Here is a 23,111-nt window from a genome sequence, read left to right as displayed (position 1 = left end):
ACCGTTCAGAAGCCGATGGGACAGGGGACATGACCATGGACGCGGATTCCGTACGCGGCATCGACCGGCGGCGGCTGCTCGGGTGGAGCGGCCTCGCGGCCGCCGCGGCGTCCGGCGCGCAGCTGGTGACCGCCCGCCCCGGCCACGCGGCCCCCGCCCGCACCGATCCCGACGCGATCCCGCCGGACGCCCGGCCCGGCGGAGCCTACGACCGGTACGTGGCGAAGCTGGCCGCGGAGGACAAGTTCTCCGGCGTGGTCCTGCTGTCGCACCGGGGCCGGACGGTCCTGTCGCGCAGCTACGGCATGGCCGACGAGGAGAAGGGGGTCCGCAACCACGAGGGCGTCGCCTTCTCCCTCAGCTCGGCGGGCAAGCCGTTCGGCGCGGTGGCCGTCCTGCAACTGGTGCAGCGGGGCGAGGTGAAGCTGTGGGACACGGTGGGCACCCATCTGACGGGCTTCGCCAAGGAGATCGCCGAGAAGGTGACGATCCATCACCTGCTCTCCGGCACCTCCGGGCTGAGCAACCCGGACGTGGACGTGCGGCGCGTCTTCCAGAGCCGGGAGGAGGTGCGCGAGTACAACGAGCGGTGGGCCCGGCAGGCCGAGCTGGTGGCCGCCCCCGGCACCCCCACCGACCACGTCGGCGCCGAGGTCGCCATCCCCGCGCTGATCGTGGAGGCCGTGACCGGCACGACGTACTGGGACTACGTCGAGGAACACATCTTCCGGCGCTGCGGCATGACCGGCACGGCGTTCTGCACCAGACCGCGGTGGCTCACCGACGAGCGCGTCGCGCACCCGTACATGGAACTGGCCGACGGCAGCCGGGTGGACGCCGTCCGCAACCTGGACAAGGACAGCCCGAGCCCGCACCAGCCGGGCAAGAACCCCGGCCGCAACTTCATCGACGCCCCCGGGGACGGCGGCTTCGCCACCGCGCCCGACCTGGTCCGGTTCGCGCACGCGCTGACCGACGGCACGGTCCTCGACCGGCCCTACGCCGAGGTGCTGACCGCGGCCAAGACGCCCCTTCCCCCGCAGCAGGGCGGCCTGCGGAACGGCCGGGCGCCCGGCGCCGACGCGGGGTTCGGGGCCTACTCGATGCCGGTCCACATCACCAACGGCCAGTGGTTGTGGGGGCGCGCCGGCGGCGACCCCGGTGTCGGCGCCAGCTGGAACATCTACCCGGACACCGGCTGGGTCGGCGTCATCCTCAGCAACTGCGACGGCGTGCCGCTGTGGGAGATCATCGACCGGGAGATCAAGGCCGTCACGGGCGGCCGCTGACCGACCGCCCGGCGCGGGCCCCTCTCGCGCAACCGGCGAGTTGTGCGAGAGGGGTCCGCATGCTGAGCGCGGTTCACTCGGGCCGGGGGAGACGGCTTCCCCTGCTAGCTGATGCGCTTCGTGGGGGAGTAGTACGACTCGGTCCCGACTCCCGAGGTCCAGACCGCGCCAAAGCCCTGTACATATGCCCCCGGGGTGGCTCTCTGGGTCGCGCTCAGGCACAGCAGAGTCTTGTTCTCCTGGAGCCCTTCGTAGCAGTTCTGACCACCACGTGTGTAGCGGTCCTCGATCACGTAGGTTGCCGCCGAAGGGCTCTCCGGGGCGTTGACTGTCACGATGGTCGCGCCTTGGAACGCCGTGCCGTTGATGATGACGCACTGCTGGACGTAGGCGCGATCTTGCTTCACGGTGTCGGAGCAGTGCCAGTTGTCCTTGATTCCCGTGAACTTGAACCAGGGAGTGTCGGCGGCGCTGGCGTTCGAGCTGAATCCGATGACGGCCGCCGCGGTGGCGCCGAGCACGGCGATGGACTTCCTGAAGGTGCGCACAGTGATCCCCTCGTGGGCAGGACAGGCTTGAGGTTTCGTGTGGACGTGCACGATGCGATGGGTGGCGGCGCCTACTTGATGGGCACCGTGGGTGACTTGTGCCAGACGGGGCCCGTCGCCCCGACGATGACTTCGGCCGCCCCCTGGACGTAGGAACCGTGGGCGGCCCGGAGCGTTTCGCTGAGGCACAGGACTGTTTCGTCGGAGATGGTGCCGGCGCAGGAGACGCGGCCGTCCGATACGCGATTCTTGATCGCGGAGGTGTAGGACTGGGCGTTCACCGAGGTGTTGGTGGTGATGATGGTGGCGCCTTGATAGGCGATCCCGCTGACTATCACGCACTGCTGGATGTAGGCACGGTCCTGTTTCACGGTGTCGGAGCAGGTCCAGTTGCTCTTTATCCCGTCGAAGGGATACCAGGGGTAATCCGCCGCCCCGGCGGCGGGGGCGGATCCGATGACGGCTGCCGCGGTCACGCTCAGCGCGGCAACGTACCTCTTGAGCTTTCGCATGGCGCCCTTTGTTCTGTGAAGGGTGTGTCGCTCGAAGGTGGTCCTGGGGGTGGTTCCGGAGGCATGGGGGTGCCCCGGCGGGGTCGAGCGAGACTTACGGAACGAAGATTTTCGGAACTGCTAGTGCCGTATGCTGGCACAGTGGAGAAAGCAGCGCAACCAACGGGACGCCCCCGTGAGAGCCGTGTGGATCTGGCGGTCGGCGCCGCCGCCCGCGAGTTGCTCGCCGAGGTGGGGTACGGGCGAGTGACGGTGGACGCGGTGGCCGCCCGCGCCGGGGTGGGCAAGGCCGCGATCTACCGGCGGTACGCGACCAAGCAGGAGATGCTCTTCGCGGCAGTCGTCCACGACGCCCCCGTGGCGGCCCCGCCCGACACCGGCTCCCTGCGGGGTGATCTGACCGCCCTGGCCCACGTCGTCGTCGGCCAGCTCGCGGACCCGGCGGGAGCCAGCGTCGTGCTCAACCTGATGGCGGAGGCGTCCGGCAACCCCGACCTCGTCGAGCGGTTCACTCCTGCCTTCATCGATTCGCAGCGCGCCGTGATCACCCTGCTCGTCGAACGCGCCGTGGACCGCGGCGAACTGGCGGAGCTGCCCGACCTCGACCTGCTCCACGCCCTGCTCGGCGGCACGGCCCTGTCCTGGCTGCACATCCTGCGCAACGACCCGCGCGACCTGCCCGACAAGCTCGTCCGGCTCGCGTGCGCGGCACTCGGGCACGAGTGACGCGTGGGTGCGGTCGCGCGGGGACGGTTACCCGAGCCACACCCCCGCGCGCATGAGCACCCGCCCCGGGAGTTCGCCCTCGCCGCGCCAGGCCAGCACGCTGTCCGGGGCGACCCGCAGATAGACGTACGGCCCCTCGGCCGTGCGCGGGTCCCAGCCGAACTTCGCCGCGAATCCGGCCGCGCCCTCCTCCGGCACCTCCGCTGCCGGGAAGCAGTCCGCCGTCCCGCGCAGCTGCACCACGTCGAAGGTGTCCGGCAGGGCCAGGCGCACGCGGGGGTCCGCGCGGAGGTTGCGCGCGGTCGCGGTGGTCCCGCCGGTGCACAGCCACAGCGCGCGCCCGTCCCACCAGAACCACAGCGGCACTTGGTGCGGGCCCCGCTCCGGGTGGGCGGTGGACACCCAGACGTCCCGTTCGCGGTCCAGCCGTGCCCGTGTGTCGCGGGTGCGTTCCCGCAGGTCGCGGCGCGTGTCGTCGGTGCTCTGCATGATGAGCGACCGTAGCCGGTGGCGAGGGGAGCGCGCATGGGGCACCGGACCTACGTCCGAGGTCCGAGACCGCCAGGGACGGTCAGGGGCGCACGTACGCGTTGAGCGGTGACACCCCGTCCAGATCGACCTGGAGCCCGCGCACCGCCTCGGAGTGGAGGAACGTGCGCGTCGGCACGTACAGCGGCACGGCCGCCGCCTCCTCCATCACGCGGCGGTCGACCTTCGCCCACAGCTTGCCCGCGGCGGGCACGGAGCCCGCGCCGTCGGCCGCCTCGATCGCGTCGTCGACCTCTGAGTTCTTGAGGCGGGAGTAGTTCGACGAGGCGGGGGCGGAGGTTTCGCTGCCGAAGTAGTCCGGCAGGAACGAGGAGGCGACGGGCAGCCCGCCGCCGACGGCGAGGCGGAACAGGTCGTACTTGCCGTCGCCCGCGTTCTTGAAGTAGTCGGCCGCCTTGTCCTGTTTGAGGTCGACCCGGAAACCGGCCTGCTCCAGCGCCGCCTCGATCACGTCGGCACGCTTGGCGTCCGCCTCCGATCCGTAGCCGAGGGTGATCCGGTAGCCGCTCTTGCCCGCGTCCTTGAGGAGCTCGCGCGCCTTGGCGGGGGACCCGCGCTCCCCGGCGTCGTACAGGTCGAAGGGGCGGGCCCCGCGCACGCCCGGGGGCAGCAGGTTGTGCTGGACCGTGCCGTTCTCGTCGCTCGCCGCGAGGACGTCGGCCGCGGGCAGCGCCGTGGCGATGGCCTTGCGGACCGCGCGGTTCTTCACCCGCTGCGTGTTGATCATGTACGTCTGCACATACGAGGAGGGCGCCGTCAGCCGGCCCGCGCCGGAGGCCTGGTCGAGGTCGCCCTTGGCGAGGGTGCCGGTGAAGGACATGACCGCCTCGCCCGGCCGCGCCGCCAGCGTGCGGGACTTGATCTGGTCGACGGCGACGTTTCCCTCCACCCGGTACGTGTCCGGGTAGGCGGTGCGCAGCGGGTCGGTGGCCGCCCGCCACGCGGGGTTGCGGGTGAGGACGAGGTCCTTGCCGCTCTGGTAGGCGTTGATCTGGTACGGGCCGGTCGACGGGAGCGTCCCGGAGTTCACCGGGCCGTCCTTGACCTTCTCGGGCAGGGGCGCGCCGGTGGGGCCCGCGAGCGCGACGTTGAAGTCCGGGCGGGCGGCCTCGAGATGGAAGACGATCGTCCGGTCGTTGGGGGTCTCGATGGCGCCCGGCGGCAGCGAGCGGGCGGCTGTTCCCGCGGTGGCGTCCTTGCCGAGGATCCAGCTGCGTAGGGTCTTGTCCCCGAGGGAGAACTGCGGGCCGAGCGTGCGCTCGACGGCGTGGGCGAAGTCCTTGGCCCGCACGGGAAGTCCGTCGTTGTACGTCAGCCCCTCCTTGAGGGTGAAGGTCCAGGTCCGGCCGCCGGCCGAGGGCCGCCCCGCGTCGGTGGCCAGATCGCCGACGAGCTTGACCGAGCCGTCGGGCAGCGTCTTGAGGCCCGTCAGGCTGCGGTAGACGAGGCGCGAGACGAGGCGTTCGGTGCCCGACCACATCGTGCCGGGGTCGATGGTGGTCAGCTCGTAGGGGTCGAGGACGGTGACGGAGCCGCCCCTGTGGGCACCGCCGACGGCGGGCGACGGGCCCTTGGAGTCCGCCGCCGTGCCGATGGACAGCGTCTCGGTCCTGGCCTGCTCGGCCACCGCGGGTCCCTTGGCGCCGGTCCCGCCGCCCTTCCCGTCGCCGGTCCCGCGGCCGTCCGAACTGCCTGAACCGCCGCCCTTCGCCTCCTTGTCGGTGCCGCCCCCGCCGTCCTTGTCGAAGGGGTTGACGACGGTGAGCACGGCGACGAGCGCGGCGACGGCGACGGCCGCCCCGGCCGGAAGCCACCATCTGCGCCACCACGGACGGGGGCCGCTCCCGGCCACGACCAGCGGCTGCGGCACGGGCCACGGTGTCGGCGGCCCCTGGGGCATGGGCGGGGCGAGCGGGTACTCGGCCGCTCCCACGGGCTCCAGGGGCGCGGCTGGGGGCGTGGCCACGGGTGCGGGCGGAGGCACCGGCACGGGCCGGAGCCCCGCCGTGCGCGCGAGGACCTCAAGAGCCTGACGGGCCTCGTCGGCGGTGGGCCTGCCGGTGGGGTCCTTCGTCAGCGTCCGGCCGACGAACGCGTCCCACTCCGGGGTGAGTTCCGGCCGCCGCGCGGAGGGCGGGTCCGGGGCCTCGTACACATGACAGTGCATCAGGGCGGCCTCCGACGGCGCGTCGAAGGGCGGCGATCCGGTGAGCATCTCGTGGACCATGCAGCCCAGCGAGTACACGTCGGTGCGCCCGTCGGCGGGCCCGCGCGTGAACCGCTCGGGGGCCATGTAGTGCAGCGTGCCGATGGGGGAGTCGGAGGTGCGGGTGAGGTAGCCGCCGGTCGCCCCGGTCGCGTCGAGGAACTTGGCGATGCCGAAGTCGAGGACCTTCACCGTGCCCTCGTCGGTGACGATCACGTTGGCCGGCTTGATGTCCCGGTGCACGATGCCCGCCCGGTGGGCCACGGCGAGCGCCCGGCACACCTGCCCCGCGATGTCCGCCACCCGCTCCGGCGCGAGGCCGTCGCCCTCGCGGAGCAGCGCGTTGACCGTACGGCCCGTGAGCAGCGGCATCACGAGGTACGGGACGTCGCCGTCCGCGCCGTGGTCGAAGACCGGCACGATGTACGAGCTGTCGAGCGCCGCCGCGGCCCGTGCCTCGCGGACGAAGAGCGCCAGCATCCGCTCCCGCTCGGGGCCCGACGTGTGCCGGGGCAGTCCGAGCAGTTTGACGGCCACGTCCCGGTCGAGGCGTGCGTCGCGGGCCCGCCAGACGGCGCCCATGCCTCCCGCGCCTATCCGCTCCGTGAGCGTGTACCGCCCGTCCAGGACCGTGCCGCGCATTCCCTACCCCAACCCCCGAAAGGCACGCCCGCCGTGGGCGGCAAGGTCAATTTACCCGCGCCGTGGCGGAGTTGGAGAGATTTGGTGAGGCGGGCGCGGACGACTGCGCCCCATCTGCGTCTCACCGGCATCTCATCGGCGTGCGATCGGCGTCTCACCGGCATCTCGACGGCGTGCGATCGGGGTCCCGCCGGTGTCTCAACGCTGTCTCATCGGTCGGAACGGCCCCGGGCGCGGCGGGTCCTCAGGCGAGGTGGAGCCGGTCGTCTAGCCCCGCGGCCTTGAAGGCGGCCACGACGTCGTCGCGGCCCTCGGTGAAGTGGGCCCAGCTGTCGCAGTGCACCGGCACGACCCTGCGCGCCCCGAGGATCGCGGCGGCCTCGGCGGCCTGGGCGCTGTCGAGGACCAGCAGGGCGCCGTCGAAGACGGGGACGCGCGGCGCCCCGGCGAAGAGGATCGCGGTGTCGACGGGGCCGAAGCGCGCGGCGATCTCGCGGACCAGGCCGAGCGAGGCGTTGTCCCCGCTCACGTACACCGTGGGCAGGTCGGCCGAGGTCAGGACGAAGCCGACGACCTCACCGACGGTGGCCTCGACCTCCTCGGCGCCGAGTTCCTCCGGGCCGTGCAGCGCGGGCACGCCCGTCACGGTCACCGTCCTGCCGTCGGGGCGGTCGAGGTCGGCCGACGCCCACGGGGCCAGGCCCTGCGCGGCGCCGCCGAGGCGACGGGCGCCGCTGGGTGTGGTGAGGGTGAGGGGTATCTCCGCGAGGAGGGCCCGGCCGGACTCGTCGAGGTTGTCGGGGTGTTCGTCGTGCGAGAGCAGGACGACGTCGACGCGGCCGAGCTCGGCGGGCGCGGCCGCGGCGGGCGCGGTCTTGACCAGCTCGCCGCCCGGCACCGGGTAGCTGCGGGGCGCGTCGAAGGTGGGGTCGGTGAGGAACGTCAGGCCGCCGTACTCGAAGAGCGCGGTGGGGCCGCCGAAGACGCGTACGGGAATCTGCTCGCCGCGCGCTTCGGCGGCGGCCGTGGGCGGGTCGGCGGGCGCCGCCGACGGGTCGGAAGCGGCCGGGGAGGAGTCGGAAGAAGCCATGGGAGAGCACACCTCACGGATGAGTAGTGGTGTATCCGTGAGGTGAAGCTAGTTGTTTCTCATGGATGAGCGCAAGCCATACCATGAGAGTCATGAAGGACAGCGTGACCGCCGAGCCGGATCTGCCGCCCGCGCCGGGCGCCGAGCAGTACCCGGCCCTCGACTTCGCCGACAGCGCGATCGCGCTGCCCGGCGGCCAGTTCCTCGATCTGCTCGGCAGCCCCGCCGCGGCGAACCGATGGCTCGTCGAGCACGGCCTCGCGCCCGACGACGCCGGCCTCCAGGAGATGTGCGCCGCGCAACTGCGGACGCTCCGCGAACAGATCCGGTCCCTGCTCGCCTCCCGCGTCGACGGCCACCCCGCGCCCGCGAGCGCGCTCGCGGCGGTCAACGAGGCCCTGACCCGGGCGCCCGCGGCCTCCCTGCTGCACTGGGACCCCACCCGCGGTCTGTACCGGGCCGCCTCGCATCCCACCGCCCAGATCGTCGAACACGCCCTGGCCGCCCTGGCCGCCGACGCCGCCGACCTCCTGACCGGGCCCGACGCCGACCGCCTCACCGCCTGCGGCTCCACCCCCTGCAACCGCTACCTGCTGCGCCACGGCCGCCGCCACTGGTGCTCCACCCGCTGCGGCGACCGCGCCCGGGCGGCCCGCGCCTATGCGCGGCGCACCCGGGCCGAGGTGTACTGACGCGCGGGGCCCACAGCCGTCATCGGCCCGTGGAACCGTCGATCTGCTCGCGGAGGATGTCGGCGTGGCCCGCGTGCCGACCGGTCTCCTCGATCATGTGCACCAGGACCCAGCGCATCGAGGGTCCCGGCCCCCGGCGCGGCGGACGCGGGGCGGGCAGCGTCAGATCGGGGCAGGCGCCGATGACTTGGTTCGCCCGCTCGACGGTCCTCCGGTAGTCGGCCAGCACGCTCTCGACGGTGTCCTCGGGGGACGGCCGCATGGTCGCGTGCCAGGGGCCGACCTCCTCGCCGAGGAAGTAGAACCGCTCGACGATCGCCAGATGCCTGACCAGGCCGAGGAGGTTGGTGCCCGACGGCACCCCGCCCGCGCGGACCTGCGGTTCCGGCACGCCCGTGACCTTGTCGGCGACCGCGTCGCGCAGCTGGTCGAGGAAACGGAGGAGGACGGCCTTCTCGTCGGGACCGGCCGACGGCGGACGGGTGTCCTCGGCGCTCACGCGGCGGTCCGCCGGAGGAGCAGGACGCTGTCGACGACGGTGGCGGTCTCCCCGGCGGGTCCGACGGCCCGGCGGCGCGGCATGTCGGCGCGCAGGACGGACCACCGCGCCGGGTCCAGGGCGAGCGCGGCGGCCGTCTCGTCGGGCATGGGGTAGTGCACGTCGGGGTCCTGGTTCCACGACCAGGGCGCGGCGGAGCCGTGGTCGACGACCAGGAGGAGGCCGCCGGGCCGCAGCGCCCGCGCGGCGGTACGCAGGATGCGAGCGCGGGGCAGTTCGTACGGGGTCTGGAAGTACTGGGCGGAGACGAGGTCGAACCGGCCGCCGGGAAAGCTGTCGGCCAGGTCGTGCCGTTCGGCGGTGACCAGCTCGGCGACACCGAGTTCGCGGGCGCGGGTCCGCACCTGCTCGACAGCGGTGGCGGAGATGTCCACGGCGGTCACGTGCCACCCCTGCCGGGCCAGCCACAGTGTGTCGCCGCCGGGGCCGCAGGCCAGGTCCAGGGCGGCGCCGGGGCGCAGCGGCGCGGCGACCTCGGCGAGCAGCGGGTTGACGCGCGCGGCCCAGGCGCTCCGGGCGCGGTAGATCCGCTCCCAGAACTGGGCGGCGTCCTCTTCCGCCGCGCTGTCGGTGGGTTGGGGGTGGTGGGTGGAGTCCATCAGGGGTGCCCTTTCGTCCGAGCTGTCCGAGCTATCCGAGCTGTCCGAGCCGTCCGAGGCGTCTGAGCTTCGTGTCATTCGAGCCGTCCTAGCTGCCCGGGGCGGGGCCGCCGGAGCCGGCCGAGCGGCTGAGCTGCCGCAGTCGTACGAGTCGTCCGCCGCGTCCGCGCCTCGGCGCCCTCGGTTCCTGCGCTGTGCCGCCAGCATCGCCAGGGCCTTTCCGCCCTTGCAAGAAAAGTTGCGGATCCGCATCATCAGGCGGCATGGACACCCCCACGGAAGACGTGCTGGCCGGAGTCGGGCCGCGGCTGCGCGCCCTGCGCCGGGCGCGCGACACCACGCTCGCGGCGCTGGCGACCGAGACCGGCCTGACGGCGAGCACCCTGTCCCGCCTGGAGAACGGCAGGCTCCGCCCCACCCTGGAACAGCTCCTGCCACTGGCCCGGGCGCACGGCGTCCCGCTCGACGACCTGGTCGCCGCGCCGCCCACCGGCGACCCGCGCGTGCACCTGCGGCCGGTGCGGCGATCCGGCCTCGTGCTCGTGCCCCTGACCAGACGCGCGGGCGGCATCCAGGCCTACAAGGTGGTCTATCCGCCCGCGGACCGCGCACCGGCCGTGACGTTGCAGTCCCATGAGGGGTACGAGTGGTTCTACGTCCTCAACGGGCACGTCAGGTTCGTGCTCGGCGACCACGAACACCGCTTCGGCCCCGGCGAGGCCGCCGAGTTCGACACCCGCGTACCGCACTGGATCGGCAGCGCCGACAGCAGCCCCGCCGAACTGCTCGCCCTGTTCGGCCCGCAGGGGGAACGGGCCCACGTGACACCGGCCGGGCACTGAGGGAGCGAACCGACGGACCCGGGAGAGGCGGAGGCGGGACTGCGCGCGGGTACGCGCCCCGCGTCCTTCCCTACGCCCCGATGTCCTCCCGCCACAGCTCCGGGTGGGCCTCCGTGAAGTCGGTCATCAGGGCGACGCACTCGGGGTCGTCCAGGACCACGACCTCCACGCCGTGCTCGGCCAGCCAGCCGTGCCCGCCCCGGAACGTCCGCGCCTCGCCGACGACGACCCGCGAGATCCCGAACTGCCGGACCAGGCCGCTGCAGTACCAGCAGGGCGAGAGCGTCGTCGCCATCGTCGTACCGCGGTACGTCCGCTGCCGCCCGGCCGACCGGAAGGCGGCGGTCTCCGCGTGCGTCGACGGATCGCCGTCCTGCACGCGCCGGTTGTGACCGCGGCCGAGCAGGGTGGACCCGTCCGGTGCGTACAAGGCCGCGCCGATCGGGATGCCGCCCTCGGCCAGACCCGAGCGAGCCTCCTCCAGCGCGGTACGCAGCATCCGCCGGTCCGATTCCCTCGCCATGGGCCTGTCCTCCTGAGCTGCGGGTGATTCGGTCCGCCCAGCGTGGCACGGACCGGACCCAAGACCGTGCCGGACAGTTGTTGTCGCGCCGTGCAAGCTGCCCTATCGTCTCTCTCCACACAGCCACGGCCGGTCCGGCAGCGGGTGCGGGCACACCGGGGCCGACGGGGAAGAGAGCGCCGGGGGGCGGGATGGGGCGCCATCTGTACCACCTCAGTGCCGTGGTCGACGAACTCGCCCCGGCCATGGTGGGGATGCCGCCCGGCGGGGGCCCGTGGACCAAGCGAAGATTCCCGCACGGACCGCCCGTCGTGGAGATCGTCGGCGACCGGGCGACAGGCAAGACAGCCGTACTCGACGCGCTGTACGCCGGATACCACGCCCATGTGCCGACGGCCCACGTGGACCTCGCCGGGCCGCCCTACTCGGCAGCCGGTCAGACGGATCGCGAGCGCCTGGACTCGGCCAACGCCTCGCCGGTCACCAACCTCCTCTTCCAGGCGTGCTACGAGCTGTCCACCGCCCCCAAGGGGAACAGCCGCCCCCTGTCCTTCCCCCGGCTCTCTCCCGCGCTGCTGCTGGTGACCGCGTGGCGGCGGGAGGCCGCCACCGCGGGCCCCGTGCCACCGGCCGAGCTGACGGCCGCGGAAGGGGAACTCAGGGAGCTGCTGACCGCGCGGCACCCGGACCCCAGGGTCCGGGACGCCCTGCTGAGACACTGGTTCACCGCGCTGGGCAGTGTGGTGGCGGGGCTGCTCCCGGGCGTGCCGGGGCTGGAGGGCGTACTCCAGGCCGCCTCGGAGACGCTCTTCGACCGCAAGGGGCAGGCACCCCGCCTCGCGTGGTGGCGTTCCCAACTGGACGACGCCAACGGCGACGCGGTGCAGCGGCTGTTCCTGCTCGTCCAGAAGTTCCGCCGCCGGGGACCGGACCGGGCGGTGGCGGAGGCCCATCTGATGGACGCGCTCCTCGCGGACATCGACGGCGCCTACGGCCCCTGGGGGCGCAAGACCCGCCACCCCGCGCTCATCCTCCTCGACAACGTGGACGACGTGCTGCGCACACGCCTTCTCGACCCGTTCGTCGAACGGTACGCGCGCCTCGCCCGGCAGCGCCCGGGGCACAGCCGGGCCATGCTCCCCGTCGTCTTCGTGTCCTCCCTGGGCCGCGGCTCCGATCCGGACCTGACACCCACCACCGTCGAAGCGCCGTGGCACCGCCCCGAGCTCTGCCCACCCCGCACCTGGCTGCTGCGCCTCGGGATCCCGCACGTGGGCGACCCGCACATCCGCGCGATGTTCAGCGGCACCGACTATCCCGCCCCCCTTCCAGCGGTCGTCGAAAGACTCAGCGGGGGCCGCACGGGCAGTGCCCTGCTCCTGACCGGGACAGCGGTGGAGCGGATCGAGGGCCCCGACCCGCTCGACCTGGACGAACTCCTTTCGCTGCCCTCCCCGGACGCCGGGCACCCGCTCGCCGTGCGACTGCTGGACCAGCTGCTTCCGGACCCCCTCCAGCGGGACCAGGCCCTGGCGGTCGCGCCCGCGCTGGAGGTGGGCGCCGCGGCCGACCTGCTGCGGCTGCCCCGGCCGGACTTCCCCGCGCCCACGCCCGCCCTCCAGGTCAGACGGCTTCTCGACGGTGCCCTGGAGCGGCCCCACTGGAACCACCGCCCTTGGCCGCCGACGTACGGCAGAGCCCCCTTGATCACCGACCGGGCGCTGCGCGCGATCCTGCTCCACCGACTGCGCACCGAGGGCGGCCCGGAGCGCTGGTCGCACATCCACTCCCGCCTCGCGGGCCACTACAACCCCGGTGACGTGCTGGCCGCCGACTCGGTCCGCCACGACCCGCGGTATCTGCACCACGCCCTGGCCCTCGGCCTGTTCGACTCCGTGGTCGTCCGGGCGCTGCACCACCGCTATCTGCGCAGCGCGCCCTCCGACTGGCTGCGCGACCTCAACCTCGTCGCGGCCGCACCCCAGGCGTTCGACGGCTTCGCGCCCGAGCACGCACCGGCCGACGACGAACTGCCGCCGTGCCCGGCGTGTGCCGAGCAGGAGGGCGGGGCCGAGGCGCACGCCGCGATCCGGCTGCTGCTCGCGTCCGTGTGGCGGCTGTCCGCGCCGTCGTCCGCTCCTCCGTCGGGCCACGCGGACCGACGCGCGGTGCTCGTACGGGCCGCGCTTGAGGCGCTGTGCACGGACTACGGCCGCCGCCCGCGACCCGACCGGGCGTACAACGCGTACATCGACGCCGTCGCGGCCGACGGCTGGATCGACGCCCTGGTGAACGGCGTACAGGCCCCCGATCTCCCCGTCGTGTGAGGTGGTGTGATGGACATGCCCTTCCGCCGGTGGTGGCAGTGGCACACCGCGAAACCGCCCGTCGTGCGGTTCGTCCACTGGCTGCTGGTGGCCGCGCTCGTCGTCCCGCTGGGCGTGTGGGCCGGCCTGGAGCTGAGCGACACCTCCTGCGCGGCCGGGGTCGACAAGCGGGGTGACGACGACGAGTGCACAGGTGTCACCGACGGCGCGTACGCCTTCAACGACGAGCTCCGTCCCGTCTCGGCCCGCATCAAGGCGGAGAACGACCGCGTCACCCGCGGCGACAAGCCCTACGCGACCGTCGCCCTCATGATCCCGATGACTCCGGGAGCGGACCAGCGGGCCGAACGCATCGAGGTCCTGCGGGAGGTCCAGGGCGCCTACCTCGCCCAGTACCGGGCCAACCACGAGAGCAAGGAAGAGCCGCCGATCCGCCTCGTCCTGGCCAACCCCGGGCGCGAGATGGCCCGTTGGCGAGAGGTCACCGACCAGCTCGCCGCGATGTCGGCGTCCCGCGAGCACCGGCTGCGGGCGGTCTTCGGCTTCAACGTCAGCGTCGGGCGGACCGAGCGGACCATCGACCGTCTGACCAACGGCAAGGGCATCGCGGTCGTCGGCGGACCGATCACCGCCGACGGCCTCGCGAACGACGCACGGCACCCCCGGCGCTACTCGGGCCTGGCCAAGGTCGTCCCCTCCAACCGGGAGCAGGCGCGGGCACTCACCCACTCCCTGCACGTCGAACCGGCGCAGACCTTCCTCGTGGAGGACACCTCCGAGAGCGACCTCTACGCCCGCTCGCTGCGCGCCGCCTTCCGCGCCGAGACCAAGGGAACGCCGTACGCTCCCGAGCAGTACGACGCGGACAGGGTCACGGCCAACGACTTCGTTCAGATGGTCAACAACCTCTGCGACTCCAAGGCGACCACGGTCTACTTCTCGGGCCGTCCGCGCGCGCTCAGCCATCTGGTCGCCGCCCTGGGCAAACGCGGCTGCGCGTCGCGGCCCTTCAGGGTGGTCACCGTGTCGGGAGCCTCCACCCTCGCCCTCGACCCGACCATGGACTGGGGCGCCTTCACCTACGGCGCCGGGCTGACCGTCGAGTACACCACGATCACCCACGAGGACGCCTGGACCACCGGACGCCCGCCCGCGACCGGGGGTTCGGCCGACGACTTCACCGCGCTCGGCCGGCTCGTCAAGAGCGCTCGGCGTGACTCCGCCGTCGGCGACATCGGCCCCACCGGCCTCGCGGACGGGCGCACCATCACGGCCCACGACTCGGCCCTGACCGCGATCGCGGGCATCCGCAACCGGGTGGTCGCCAAGGACCAGGTGCCCGCGCAGGACAGCATCGCGGCGGCATGGCCACGGCTCCACGGCCGCCAGCGGGTCAACGGCGCCAGCGGCTGGATCTGCCTCAACAGCTACGGCACCCCCTACGACAAGGCCGTCGCCATCGTGCGGCTTTCGCCCGACCCCCGGCGGCACATCCAGTTCGAGAAGCTCGCCTGGCCCGAGGGGAAGCCGCCCAGCGCCCAGTGCAAGGCCGAGCCCGAGTGAGTGGTCAGTCCGCGGCCGCCCCGGCCCGCGAGCGATCCGCCACGGCATCTCCCGGGCCGGGCTGGGGGAACACCCGCCGCCCCGGCGACGCCGCCGCGAGGGCCGCGAGGAGGACGGCGAAGACCAGGAAGACCGCGGGCGCGGGGAGTTCGTCGAGAAGGGCTCCGGAGAGCGAGGCCCCCAGGGGTGGCGTGGCCATGAAGAGCAGGCCCATCGCGCTGTTCACGCGGCCCTGCAACCGCTCAGGGGTGTGGAGCAGGCGCGCCAGCGTCAGCACCGAGCCCGACACGGCCACCGCGAGGGCGCACCCGGCGAGCAGGGCCGCGAGCGCCGTGGCCTCCGGCGCCAGGGCCATCGCGCCGACCAGGGCCGCGCACAGCACGCCGGTGGACAGCACGATCGTCGAGGGCCCCAGGTGCCGTCCCGCCGACGGCGCGAGGACGACGCCCGCCATCGCACCCGCCGCCGACGCCGCCGTGACCATCCCGACCGACAGGCCGGACGCCCCCGCGCGCGCGGTGGTCACCACGACCGCCAGGTACACCCCGTCGAAGGCGAAGTTCTGCGCCGACGCCACCAGGGTCAGACGGCGCAGCAGCCGGTCCCGCCACAGGAAGCGCAGCCCGGTGGTGAAGGACGGCCACCAGTCCTCGCGCGGCCCGGCGGGAGCGCCGGTGCGCACGCCGAGGGCGAGCAGACAGCAGGACGAGACCGTGTAGGACGCGCTGTCGAGCCAGAACGGAAGGCTCGCCCCCGCGCCGAAGAGGGCGCCCCCGATCACCGGCCCCAGGAGGTACGCGGCCTGCCCGCGCACCTGGTTGACGGCGAGCGCCGTGGCCAGCCTGCCCTCCGGCACGACCTCGCGGACGAGCGGCAGGACGGCGGCGTTGAACGGCGCCGTGAGGAAGCCGAGCACCGCGCCCGCCACCAGGAGCAGCGGGAGCGACGCGAGACCGGCGAGGACCGCCGCCGCGAGGGCCGCGCTCGCCACCGCGCGGCCCGCGTCGCACACGAGGAGCACCGTACGGCGGTCGAACCGGTCGGCCACCGGGCCCGACGGCAGACAGGCGAGGGCCAGCGAGCCCGTCCACACCGCCTCCACCAGGCCGACGCGCAGCGGCGACCCGGTGACCTGGAGGACGAGCAGCGGAAGGGCCACCGCGCAGGCGCCGGAGCCGAGCATGGACAGGCCCTGCCCGGCGCAGAGGAGTTGGAAGTCCCTGTTGCGGCGGAGCGAGTCCGCGGCAGGAGCCCTCCGCCGTACACCGGTGGTCCCACGGGCCTTCACGCCGGTGACCCCACGGGCCGCTGCGCCGGTGGTCCCGCGGTCTGCTGCGCCGACGGTCCCACGGGCGCCGCCTCAAGCAGGGGCAGCGGCGCGCACGCCTCGCCCGTCAGCGCGCCGTGCACGGCGAGCAGCACCCCGGCCGTGCCGGTGGCCAGGTCCATCGAGAGCTTCAGGAGGCCGTCGAGCGCGAAGGCCCGCCGCCCCCTGAAGCGCACGCAGTGGAGGCCCAGGCTCCGCAGGTGTACCGACGCTGCGGAGCCCGGGCCGGCCAGGCGGGACGCGGCGTGGAGCAGACCCGCCTGACCGTCGAAGAGGCCGGGGGAGAGGAGGAGTTCCGTCCCCAGGCCGGACCGCACGCGCTCCCGTACGCGCGCGTAGTGCGGGTCGTCGTGGTGCGTGAGGTACGCGTCGAGGACCAGGGCGATCCCGGCGCCGCCCCGGTCGAGCGTCGGCAGCCACCGCTGGCCGTCCCTGACCTGGAGCAGGCCCGCGCGCGGCGCCCCGCACCGGCCGAGGTCGCGGGCCAGCGCGAGCTGGGCGAGCCGCAGCCACCGGTCGTCGCCGGTCGCCCCGCGCAGCCGGGTGAACAGCAGGGCCGGGCCCGACCAGCCGTGCATGAGGCCCACGGCGTCCGCGGGGCCCGGCAGCCGGCCGCCGCCCTCGATGACGCGCGCGAGCCGCTCGCCCAGGGCCTCGGCCGCGCGCGCGTCCCCGAAGTGCAGCCGGGCCAGGCCGATGCCCGAGAGTCCGCCGAACAGGCCCGCGCCGCAGCCGCCGAGGTCGACGTCGTCGAGCCGGGCGAGCGTCTCGCGCGCCGCGTCGCCGCGCCCGAGGAGGTCCAGGGCGTACGCGACCCCGGCGAGGCCGTCGTACAGGCCGGGACGCGGCCAGCGGGTCCGCCCGGCCGCCCGCACCAGCCAGTCGACGTGCTCGGCGAAAGCGGGGTGCCCACGGCGGCCGGTGACGTGCAGCGCGTACAGGACGCCCGCCGCGCCGTGGGCGAGGGACGCGCCCTGGTTGTCGAACTGCCGCACATCGCCGGGAAAGAGCCGGTCGTCGCGCTCCGGTGTCGCGCTGAGCAGGATCGCCTCGGTCATCGAGGCGAGTGCGGCGAGGCCGTCGGCGCCGGGCCCCTCGGGCCAGCGGGATCCGTCCGCCGCGTCGGTCTCCTCGGCCCGCGGCGCGTGGCCGGGCGGCGGGGACAGCCGTCGGCGCAGCCGCGCGCCGAACCCCCGCGGCACCGGGAAGCGCAGCTCGCACCAGGCGGTGAGCTGGGCGAGCTTGTCCGGGTCGAAGCGCAGCAGCGGCGTCAGCGGGCAGAACAGGGCGAGCGTCAGGGCCGCGAGCCCGTACGTGTCCACGGACCGCCCGGACCGGGCCCACCGCGCGGTGAACCCGGGCGTGCCGAGGGCGGGCGCGCCGTCGTCGCCGTCCGCGTGTGCCGTCTCGAAGTCGACGAGGCACACGCTGCCGTCCGGGCGGACCATGACGTTGCCGGGCTGGAGGTCCCCGAAGACGACGCCGCGCCCGTGCAGGTGCGCCACGGCCTGTTCGATCCGGTCGACGACGTCGCACGCCCAGCGGGTGTACGCGGCGAGCGCCGACCCGTCCGGAGCGAGATCCGAATCGTCCGCCGCGCCGTCCCGGAACAGCGGATGGCGGCGGCCGATCGCCTCCTGGAGGGTCTCTCCCGGGATCAACTCCTGGACGAGGAAGTGGTGTTCCCAGTGGCGGGTGCGGCCGTACAGGCGCGGCACGCAGTCGAGCCCGGCGAGCCGCTCCAGCATCGCCTCCTCGTTGTCCAGGCGGGCCACGGCGTCCGTGCCCCGGTCGTCGAGGCCCGCGTGGGGCCGCGCCTCGCGCAGGACCACGCGGCGGCCGGAGTCCTTCTCGACGGCCCGGTAGACCCCGCCGCCGTTCGAGAAGTGCAGCGCCTTCTCCACCCGGTAGGGGAAGCCGCCCGGCGCCGCCGTGCGGAGCGCGGCGATGTGCGGGGCGAGGAACGCGGGCGGCTCCACCCACGGCGGCACCCGGAAGGACGTGCCCCGCACATCGGGCACCAGGACGCCGCCCGGGCCCTCGACCGCCGGGACGTACTCGCCGTCCGGCGCGAAGCAGTACGCCGCGTCGAACCCGCCGTAGCGCACGTACAGCGGACCTTCGCCCCAGCGCAGGTCGCTGAGCACGTACGGCCCCTCGACGCCGTGCAGGAGTGCCGCCAGGCCGGTCAGGATCCGCTCCAGGTCCGGCTCGTCGGCGGGGTAGACGGTCACGAGCTTGCCGCCCGCGGGGCGCGGCGCCTGCTTGCTGTTGACCTGGTGGTGCAGGACCGCGCTGCGCAGGAACTTGAAGGTGACGCCGTGCCGCACGCAGTAGTCCCAGGCGGTGTCGACGACGTGTTCGGCCCGGTCCTCCGTGGCCGACACGTGGATCTTCCAGCCCTGGCGGGGCAGCGGGGCGTCCTGGCGGCGCAGATTGACCCAGCCGCCGCGCTCGGCGCGCAGCCAGCCCGGGGGCGGCGGGCTCGTGGTGCGGGCGAAGCGGCTTCCGGCGTCGTCGACGCGGTCGAGCGCGTCCACGAAGCAGGGGTCCGCGACGAGATGGCCCTGAGCGAGCATGGTGTGAGGTCTCCTGGTGCGGGTCCCGGTCGGTGGTCGCGGCCTCCCGGCCGTGGGTGGCCACGGCCGGGAGGCGTCACGGAAGCGGACGGTGCGTCAGACGACGCCACGCGTGCTTTCGTAGCTGTTGGCGCAGGGCCACAGGGAGGGGGTCTCCTCCTCCAGCTCCTGCAGTTCGAGGATCTCCGCCATGTGCGTCACCTCCCTTCGTGCGGTTCTCGGTGGCGGTGACGGGCCGGGACGGGCGCGACGGGGCGGGTCAGCCCATGCCGACGGTGCTGTGGTAGCTGTTGGCGCAGGGCCACAGAGCGGGCGCCTCCTCCTCCAGCTCCTGCAGGTCGAGGATCTCCGACATTCGAATCACCTCCCCTCGTGGGCTCGTAGGTACGACGACCGCGGGTCGAGGTACGGCAGGACGGGCCCGCCACCCCCGAACGCGGAGTCCAGGGCGAGCAGCACGCCCGCGGCACCGGTGGCCAGGTCGGCGGAGAGCCGCAGCATCCGGAAGCCCGGGAACGCCAGGTGGCCGCGGTAGGAGTGCGCGTACCAGGCCATCCGGCGCACCTGGGTGTGCAGGGCCTCGCGGTCCCCGGGGCCGTCGAGCGCGGCGAGCACCGCGATCGCGCCCGCCCGGCCGCGCAGCAGCCCGGCGTTGCGCACGTACAGCGCGCCGCAGGTGTGCCGGACGGCGGCGAGCAGCCCGGCCCTGCCCTCGTCGGGCCGGTGCCGGAGCAGCGCCCGCAGCGGGAAGGCGAGTCCACAGCTGCCGCCGTGCAGATAGGGCAGGTGGTGGGTGCCGTCGAAGAGGGTGAGGGAGCCGTCGGCGGCGGTGGCGCACCGGGCCGTGTCGAAGCCGAGCGCGCGCTCGGCAAGGCCCAGATAGCGGGTGACGCCGGTCTCCTCGTACAGGTGCAGGAAGAGCAGGGCGATCCCGGCGCCGCCGTGCAGCAGGCCGTACGGCGGGGGAGTGCCGAGGCGCGGCGCGGGCGGCCCCTCGGTGACGAGTCCGGCGAGGTCGACGGCGGTGCGCAGGGCCGCGTCGTGCAGCGCGGTGTCCCCGGTGACGCGGGCGAACCGCAGCTGGTTCAGGGCGATTCCGGCGCTGCCGCCCGCCAGGTCGGGGCGCAGCACGCGGGCCTCGAGGGGACGGGCCCGGTCGAGGACGGCGAGGGCGCGTTCGCGGTGGCCGAGCAGATCGAGGGTCAGGGCCACCCCGTGCAGCCCGTCGTACAGGCCGGGGCGCGGGTCGGGGTCGCGTTCGGCGGCGTCCGCCAGCCAGCTGACGTACGTGGCGGGGACGGTCGCGCCCACCCGGTGCAGGGCGTACAGGACTCCGGCGGCGCCGTGGCCGAACGACGGTCCGCCGAGTGCCGCGGGCCCGAAGGGGGTGCCGGGGAAGAGCCGGTCCGTGCGCTCGGGCGTGGCCATCGCGTGCAGGCCCGCCACCAGGGAGTCGCGCAGGGCGGGCCAGTCGGGGCGGTCCGCGGCGAGCCGCCCGGCGTGGTCGTCGGCCTGCGGGTCCGCCGTCCTGGACAGGCGGGACAGGAGGGTGGCGCCGAAGCCCGGCGGGACGGGGTAGTGCTGGTCGACTGCCCGGGTGAGGACGCGCAGGGTCGCCAGGTCGCGGTGCGGCACCGGAAGCAGCAGCCACAGCCGCAGCACGTCGAGCAGATGGGCGGTGGCGGCCCGGCCGCGCAGCCCCGCCGGTGCCGTGAAGCCCTCCTCGCCGGTGGCCGGGGACCGGTCGTCCGTGAGGTCGGTCGCCGTGTCCAGACGGCTGAGCACGACCCGGTCGTCCGGGCACAGGAACAGGTGCTCCGGGTTGAGTTCGCCCAGGCGGAACCCGCGGTGCCGCAGCGCGTCCAGGGCGGCGGCGACCCTCCCGACGACGCCGAGGGCCCACTCCGCGTAGCCCGCGGCCTCCTTCTCCGCGCGGTCCTCGGTGGTCAGCGGGAAGGCGGCGGCCGCCGCTTCGGCCAGGCTCCGGCCCTCGGGCAGTTCGACGGCCAGGAAGTGGTGGCCCGACCGCACGTGGTGGCGCACGACGCGGGGCACGCAGTCGAGGCCCGCGAGCCGCTCCAGGACGGCCCGTTCGTGCGTGAGGCGGGCGACGGCGTCCGTGCCGTACGCGTCGAGGCCGGTGTGGGGCCGCGCCTCGTGCAGCAGGACGGGCCTGCCCGTGGCGGTGTCGGTGGCCCGGTAGGTGCCGCCGCCGGTGGTCAGGCGCAGGGCCCGCGCGTCGCGGAAGGGGAAGGGGGCGTCCGGCGGGGCGTGCAGGGCCTTGAGGTCGGCGTGCAGCACCTCGGGCAGCGCGACCCAGTCCGGGCAGCGGAAGACCGGGCGGCGGTCCTCGGGCACGAGGGTGCCGTCGGGCCGTTCCAGGGCGGGCACCACGGCGTGCTCGTCGCCCGGGGCGGCCAGGTGCCCGGCGGCGGGACATCGCTGGTCCTGCGCGGCGCCGTAGCGCACGTACAGCGGACCCGAGCGGTGGCGCAGACAGCCCGGCACGTACGGCCCCGGAAGCGGTGCGAGCAGCGCGGTGAGGTCGGCGAGCGCGGTGGTGAGCACGGTCTCGTCCGCCGGGTGGAGGACCATCAGGTCGGCGCTGGTGAGGCGGTCGGCGCGGAGGTCGCCGAGCGCCCGGGCGGCGGCCGTCCCGCGGACGAGGTCCAGGGCGATGTTCTGCCGCACGCAGTACTCCACGACGGTCTCCGCCGCGCGCTCCAGCTGAGCCGGCGTCACGGAGACGTGGATCCGCCAGCCCTGGCCCGGCCGTCGCGCGGCCGGCGGGCGCAGCCGCGTCCACCATCCGGAATCGGAGCGCTCCCAGCCCCGGGGCAGGGGCCGCACGGCCGCCGTGAGCCTTTCCGGAGTGTCGGCGAGGCGCTCCGGGAATTCGAACAAGACCGGGTCCGCGCGGTAGAAGCGGTCGTAGTCCTGGAGTTTCATCACGGGGCGGCCTCTCCGGTCAGAACCGGGCAGAAAGAGATTCCGGGGAATCGGCGGGAGTCACGGGGGAAAAGCGTGCGGGATTCGAACGAACGTCCCTCGGGCGGAAGTCGGGACGGCGTGCGGGGCGCCGGAGGAACGGTGGACAGAAAGCGGGCGGGCGTCGGCGGAAGGAAGGCCTACGGAATGCGCCGCCACGGAAAGGTCCGGGGCGCGAGCCGCTGCGGGTGCGCGGCGCCCGGTGCCGTCAGGCGGAGTGGTGGAAATCCGGCGCCGACGCCGCCGCCGACGGTTCCGGCGACTACGGCCGCGCGACGGTCGCCGTGACGAACTCCGGAGGGCGCGTCCGCACCGAGCGCTGGTCGATGCGCGCGATGTCGTCGGCGGAACCGAAGCGGCGGTCCATCCGCCGCACGGCCTGTGCCCACGTCCCCATCGACTCCACGGCGGACAGCGTCTCCACGACGAAGGGGTCCCGCAGCCGGGCCAGAGTGCGCTCCCACAGCACCGCCGCGGGCTCCTCCAGGAGGCTGCCGACCGTCCCCTCGTACACGGGGATCCCCCGCACCAGGCCGTCCGGCTCCACCTGCATGACCTTGGTGTCGGTGCCCTCCGCGACCCGCTCCGGCTTCATCACCAGATTGAGGTTGTCGGTGGTGAAGACGGCCACCGACGACGGCGCCAGCTCGCGCAGGCGGGAGCGGAACGCGGTGCTCGTGAGCCGGGCGACCTGGTCGTCGTCGAGGAGTTCGTGGACGCCGAACTCGGGGCGGCTTGCGAGGCCCTCCGGCACGGCGGCGTTGAACCCCAGCGTGGTCAGGCGCGGGAAGCGGTGGGCGATGTCGCCCGCGATGTCCTCCAGCTGGCCGAAGTTGCTGCGGATCACCACGCAGTCGACGCCGAAGCACAGCCGCCCCCGGTCGGCCGTGCTCCGCTCGGCGGCCACCTCGTCGAGCAGGGTGAGGGCCGCGAGCACCCGCTCGAAGGAGCCCTCGCGCCCCCGGATGCGGTCGTGCACCTCGGACGTCGCTCCGTCCAGGCTCACGATCACCTCGTCGAAGTGGTCGGCGAGCCGCTCGGCGAGGGCCCGGTTCATCACCCATCCGCTGGTGTTGATCGACAGCTTCACCCCGGCGGCGCGCAGCCGCTGCGCGACCTCGAACACCCCCCGGACGACGAGCGGTTCGCCTCCGGACAGGGCCACGACCCGGGGGCCGAGCGACGCCAGCGCGTCGGCGACCCGCAGCATGGCCTCCGGGCCGAGCTGCCGCGAAGGCCGTCTCCCCGATTCCGAATAGCAGTGCGAGCAACGCAAGGGGCAGGCGTACGTGGTGTCCCAGACGATGACTTCCGGACCGGAACAACGACTCATGACGGCCACCCGTTCTCTCGTCCCTGCGGAGTGTCCTCGCATGGTGCCGGACCCTTGGAATCCGCCTTCGCGGCCCTCGGAATCCGCCCCTGCGATTCCCTTCGAGTGTTCTCGTGCGGGCCATTGCCGGGCACCCGGGCACCCCCCAAACTCCTTGGAGGTTTTCCGCCAGGCACAGTCGGTGGATTACTTCTCTGGACGCCCGTCGTGACAGGCC

At 73.9% G+C, this 23,111-nt stretch carries 18 protein-coding genes; 6 read left to right on the top strand and 12 right to left on the bottom strand.

Annotated elements, in window-relative coordinates; genetic code table 11:
* Positions 1-29: 29 nt before the first annotated feature.
* Positions 30-1,289 (top strand): serine hydrolase domain-containing protein, encoded by a 1,260-nt coding sequence (locus tag C9F11_RS02820; RefSeq protein ID WP_249401563.1) that lies wholly within the window; start codon positions 30-32, stop codon positions 1,287-1,289.
* 104 nt (positions 1,290-1,393) lie between these two features.
* On the opposite strand, the gene C9F11_RS02815 is transcribed toward C9F11_RS02820, so the two are convergent.
* Both C9F11_RS02815 and C9F11_RS02810 read right to left on the bottom strand, forming a co-directional pair.
* A complete protein-coding gene (locus C9F11_RS02815; RefSeq protein WP_138957748.1) occupies positions 1,394-1,837 on the bottom strand; it encodes a hypothetical protein in 444 nt (147 codons plus the stop codon).
* Positions 1,838-1,908: 71 nt separating this feature from the next.
* The gene (locus C9F11_RS02810) at positions 1,909-2,349 is read right to left on the bottom strand and encodes a hypothetical protein (RefSeq protein WP_138957747.1); all 441 of its coding nucleotides are present in this window, start codon (positions 2,347-2,349) and stop codon (positions 1,909-1,911) included.
* 186 nt (positions 2,350-2,535) lie between these two features.
* Between C9F11_RS02810 and C9F11_RS02805 the strand changes: the two genes are divergently transcribed.
* The gene (locus C9F11_RS02805; protein ID WP_171075618.1) at positions 2,536-3,075 is read left to right on the top strand and encodes a TetR/AcrR family transcriptional regulator; all 540 of its coding nucleotides are present in this window, start codon (positions 2,536-2,538) and stop codon (positions 3,073-3,075) included.
* 27 nt (positions 3,076-3,102) lie between these two features.
* On the opposite strand, the gene C9F11_RS02800 is transcribed toward C9F11_RS02805, so the two are convergent.
* From C9F11_RS02800 to C9F11_RS02790, 3 genes are all read right to left on the bottom strand, one after another.
* Complete coding sequence (locus C9F11_RS02800) at positions 3,103-3,564, bottom strand: pyridoxamine 5'-phosphate oxidase family protein (RefSeq protein WP_138957745.1); 462 nt, start codon at positions 3,562-3,564, stop codon at positions 3,103-3,105.
* A gap of 82 nt (positions 3,565-3,646) precedes the next feature.
* The gene (locus C9F11_RS02795; RefSeq protein WP_138957744.1) at positions 3,647-6,472 is read right to left on the bottom strand and encodes an ABC transporter substrate-binding protein; all 2,826 of its coding nucleotides are present in this window, start codon (positions 6,470-6,472) and stop codon (positions 3,647-3,649) included.
* A 244-nt stretch (positions 6,473-6,716) separates the two neighbouring features.
* Positions 6,717-7,562: an MBL fold metallo-hydrolase gene (locus C9F11_RS02790; RefSeq protein ID WP_138957743.1), complete on the bottom strand. Its 846-nt coding sequence runs from the start codon at positions 7,560-7,562 to the stop codon at positions 6,717-6,719.
* Positions 7,563-7,645: 83 nt separating this feature from the next.
* On the opposite strand from C9F11_RS02790, the gene C9F11_RS02785 reads away from it, so the two are divergent.
* Positions 7,646-8,254 (top strand): ABATE domain-containing protein, encoded by a 609-nt coding sequence (locus tag C9F11_RS02785; RefSeq protein WP_171076046.1) that lies wholly within the window; start codon positions 7,646-7,648, stop codon positions 8,252-8,254.
* Positions 8,255-8,273: 19 nt separating this feature from the next.
* Here the strand turns inward: C9F11_RS02785 and C9F11_RS02780 are convergent, their stop codons facing one another.
* Together C9F11_RS02780 and C9F11_RS02775 are read right to left on the bottom strand one after the other, a co-directional pair.
* On the bottom strand, positions 8,274-8,753 hold the full coding sequence (locus C9F11_RS02780; protein WP_138957741.1) for a DinB family protein: 480 nt from the start codon (positions 8,751-8,753) through the stop codon (positions 8,274-8,276).
* Positions 8,750-9,412 (bottom strand): class I SAM-dependent methyltransferase, encoded by a 663-nt coding sequence (locus tag C9F11_RS02775; RefSeq protein WP_138957740.1) that lies wholly within the window; start codon positions 9,410-9,412, stop codon positions 8,750-8,752. The genes C9F11_RS02780 and C9F11_RS02775 overlap by 4 nt, the downstream gene beginning before the upstream one ends.
* A gap of 263 nt (positions 9,413-9,675) precedes the next feature.
* Here C9F11_RS02775 and C9F11_RS02770 point away from each other — a divergent pair, with 263 nt between their 5' ends.
* Positions 9,676-10,254: an XRE family transcriptional regulator gene (locus tag C9F11_RS02770; RefSeq protein ID WP_138957739.1), complete on the top strand. Its 579-nt coding sequence runs from the start codon at positions 9,676-9,678 to the stop codon at positions 10,252-10,254.
* 70 nt (positions 10,255-10,324) lie between these two features.
* Here the strand turns inward: C9F11_RS02770 and C9F11_RS02765 are convergent, their stop codons facing one another.
* Positions 10,325-10,777, bottom strand: a complete 453-nt coding sequence (locus C9F11_RS02765; protein ID WP_138957738.1) for a nucleoside deaminase — start codon at positions 10,775-10,777, stop codon at positions 10,325-10,327.
* Between the two features lie 191 nt (positions 10,778-10,968).
* Here C9F11_RS02765 and C9F11_RS02760 point away from each other — a divergent pair, with 191 nt between their 5' ends.
* Both C9F11_RS02760 and C9F11_RS02755 read left to right on the top strand, forming a co-directional pair.
* The gene (locus C9F11_RS02760; RefSeq protein WP_138957737.1) at positions 10,969-13,104 is read left to right on the top strand and encodes a hypothetical protein; all 2,136 of its coding nucleotides are present in this window, start codon (positions 10,969-10,971) and stop codon (positions 13,102-13,104) included.
* Between the two features lie 9 nt (positions 13,105-13,113).
* Positions 13,114-14,667 (top strand): hypothetical protein, encoded by a 1,554-nt coding sequence (locus C9F11_RS02755; protein WP_249401562.1) that lies wholly within the window; start codon positions 13,114-13,116, stop codon positions 14,665-14,667.
* Positions 14,668-14,671: 4 nt separating this feature from the next.
* On the opposite strand, the gene C9F11_RS02750 is transcribed toward C9F11_RS02755, so the two are convergent.
* The 4 genes from C9F11_RS02750 to C9F11_RS02735 form a co-directional block, all read right to left on the bottom strand.
* A complete protein-coding gene (locus tag C9F11_RS02750) occupies positions 14,672-15,955 on the bottom strand; it encodes an MFS transporter (RefSeq protein WP_138957736.1) in 1,284 nt (427 codons plus the stop codon).
* A complete protein-coding gene (lanKC, locus tag C9F11_RS02745) occupies positions 15,952-18,573 on the bottom strand; it encodes a class III lanthionine synthetase LanKC (RefSeq protein ID WP_138957735.1) in 2,622 nt (873 codons plus the stop codon). Before lanKC (C9F11_RS02745) ends, C9F11_RS02750 begins: the two co-directional genes overlap by 4 nt.
* A 360-nt stretch (positions 18,574-18,933) precedes the next feature.
* The gene (gene lanKC, locus C9F11_RS02740) at positions 18,934-21,522 is read right to left on the bottom strand and encodes a class III lanthionine synthetase LanKC (RefSeq protein ID WP_249402129.1); all 2,589 of its coding nucleotides are present in this window, start codon (positions 21,520-21,522) and stop codon (positions 18,934-18,936) included.
* Between the two features lie 301 nt (positions 21,523-21,823).
* Positions 21,824-22,894 carry a radical SAM protein gene (locus C9F11_RS02735; RefSeq protein WP_171075617.1) on the bottom strand — a complete coding sequence of 357 codons (1,071 nt, stop codon included), beginning with the start codon at positions 22,892-22,894 and terminating at the stop codon, positions 21,824-21,826.
* Positions 22,895-23,111: the final 217 nt, after the last annotated feature.

It is taken from the genome of Streptomyces sp. YIM 121038 (assembly GCF_006088715.1).
Taxonomy (GTDB): Bacteria; Actinomycetota; Actinomycetes; order Streptomycetales; family Streptomycetaceae; genus Streptomyces.
This window is presented reverse-complemented; position numbering and strand designations above follow the sequence as displayed.

Bases quoted from the DNA above. Each gene is read 5' to 3' on its own strand.
- C9F11_RS02755 (WP_249401562.1), top strand. From the start codon at position 13,114: ATGGACATGCCCTTCCGCCGGTGGTGGCAGTGGCACACCGCGAAACCG.
- C9F11_RS02785 (WP_171076046.1), top strand. From the start codon at position 7,646: ATGAGAGTCATGAAGGACAGCGTGACCGCCGAGCCGGATCTGCCGCCC.
- C9F11_RS02800 (WP_138957745.1), bottom strand. From the start codon at position 3,564: ATGCAGAGCACCGACGACACGCGCCGCGACCTGCGGGAACGCACCCGC.
- C9F11_RS02795 (WP_138957744.1), bottom strand. From the start codon at position 6,472: ATGCGCGGCACGGTCCTGGACGGGCGGTACACGCTCACGGAGCGGATA.
- C9F11_RS02770 (WP_138957739.1), top strand. From the start codon at position 9,676: ATGGACACCCCCACGGAAGACGTGCTGGCCGGAGTCGGGCCGCGGCTG.
- C9F11_RS02760 (WP_138957737.1), top strand. From the start codon at position 10,969: ATGGGGCGCCATCTGTACCACCTCAGTGCCGTGGTCGACGAACTCGCC.
- C9F11_RS02765 (WP_138957738.1), bottom strand. From the start codon at position 10,777: ATGGCGAGGGAATCGGACCGGCGGATGCTGCGTACCGCGCTGGAGGAG.
- C9F11_RS02775 (WP_138957740.1), bottom strand. From the start codon at position 9,412: ATGGACTCCACCCACCACCCCCAACCCACCGACAGCGCGGCGGAAGAG.
- C9F11_RS02790 (WP_138957743.1), bottom strand. From the start codon at position 7,562: ATGGCTTCTTCCGACTCCTCCCCGGCCGCTTCCGACCCGTCGGCGGCG.
- lanKC (WP_138957735.1), bottom strand. From the start codon at position 18,573: ATGCTCGCTCAGGGCCATCTCGTCGCGGACCCCTGCTTCGTGGACGCG.
- C9F11_RS02735 (WP_171075617.1), bottom strand. From the start codon at position 22,894: ATGAGTCGTTGTTCCGGTCCGGAAGTCATCGTCTGGGACACCACGTAC.
- C9F11_RS02820 (WP_249401563.1), top strand. From the start codon at position 30: ATGACCATGGACGCGGATTCCGTACGCGGCATCGACCGGCGGCGGCTG.
- lanKC (WP_249402129.1), bottom strand. From the start codon at position 21,522: ATGAAACTCCAGGACTACGACCGCTTCTACCGCGCGGACCCGGTCTTG.
- C9F11_RS02810 (WP_138957747.1), bottom strand. From the start codon at position 2,349: ATGCGAAAGCTCAAGAGGTACGTTGCCGCGCTGAGCGTGACCGCGGCA.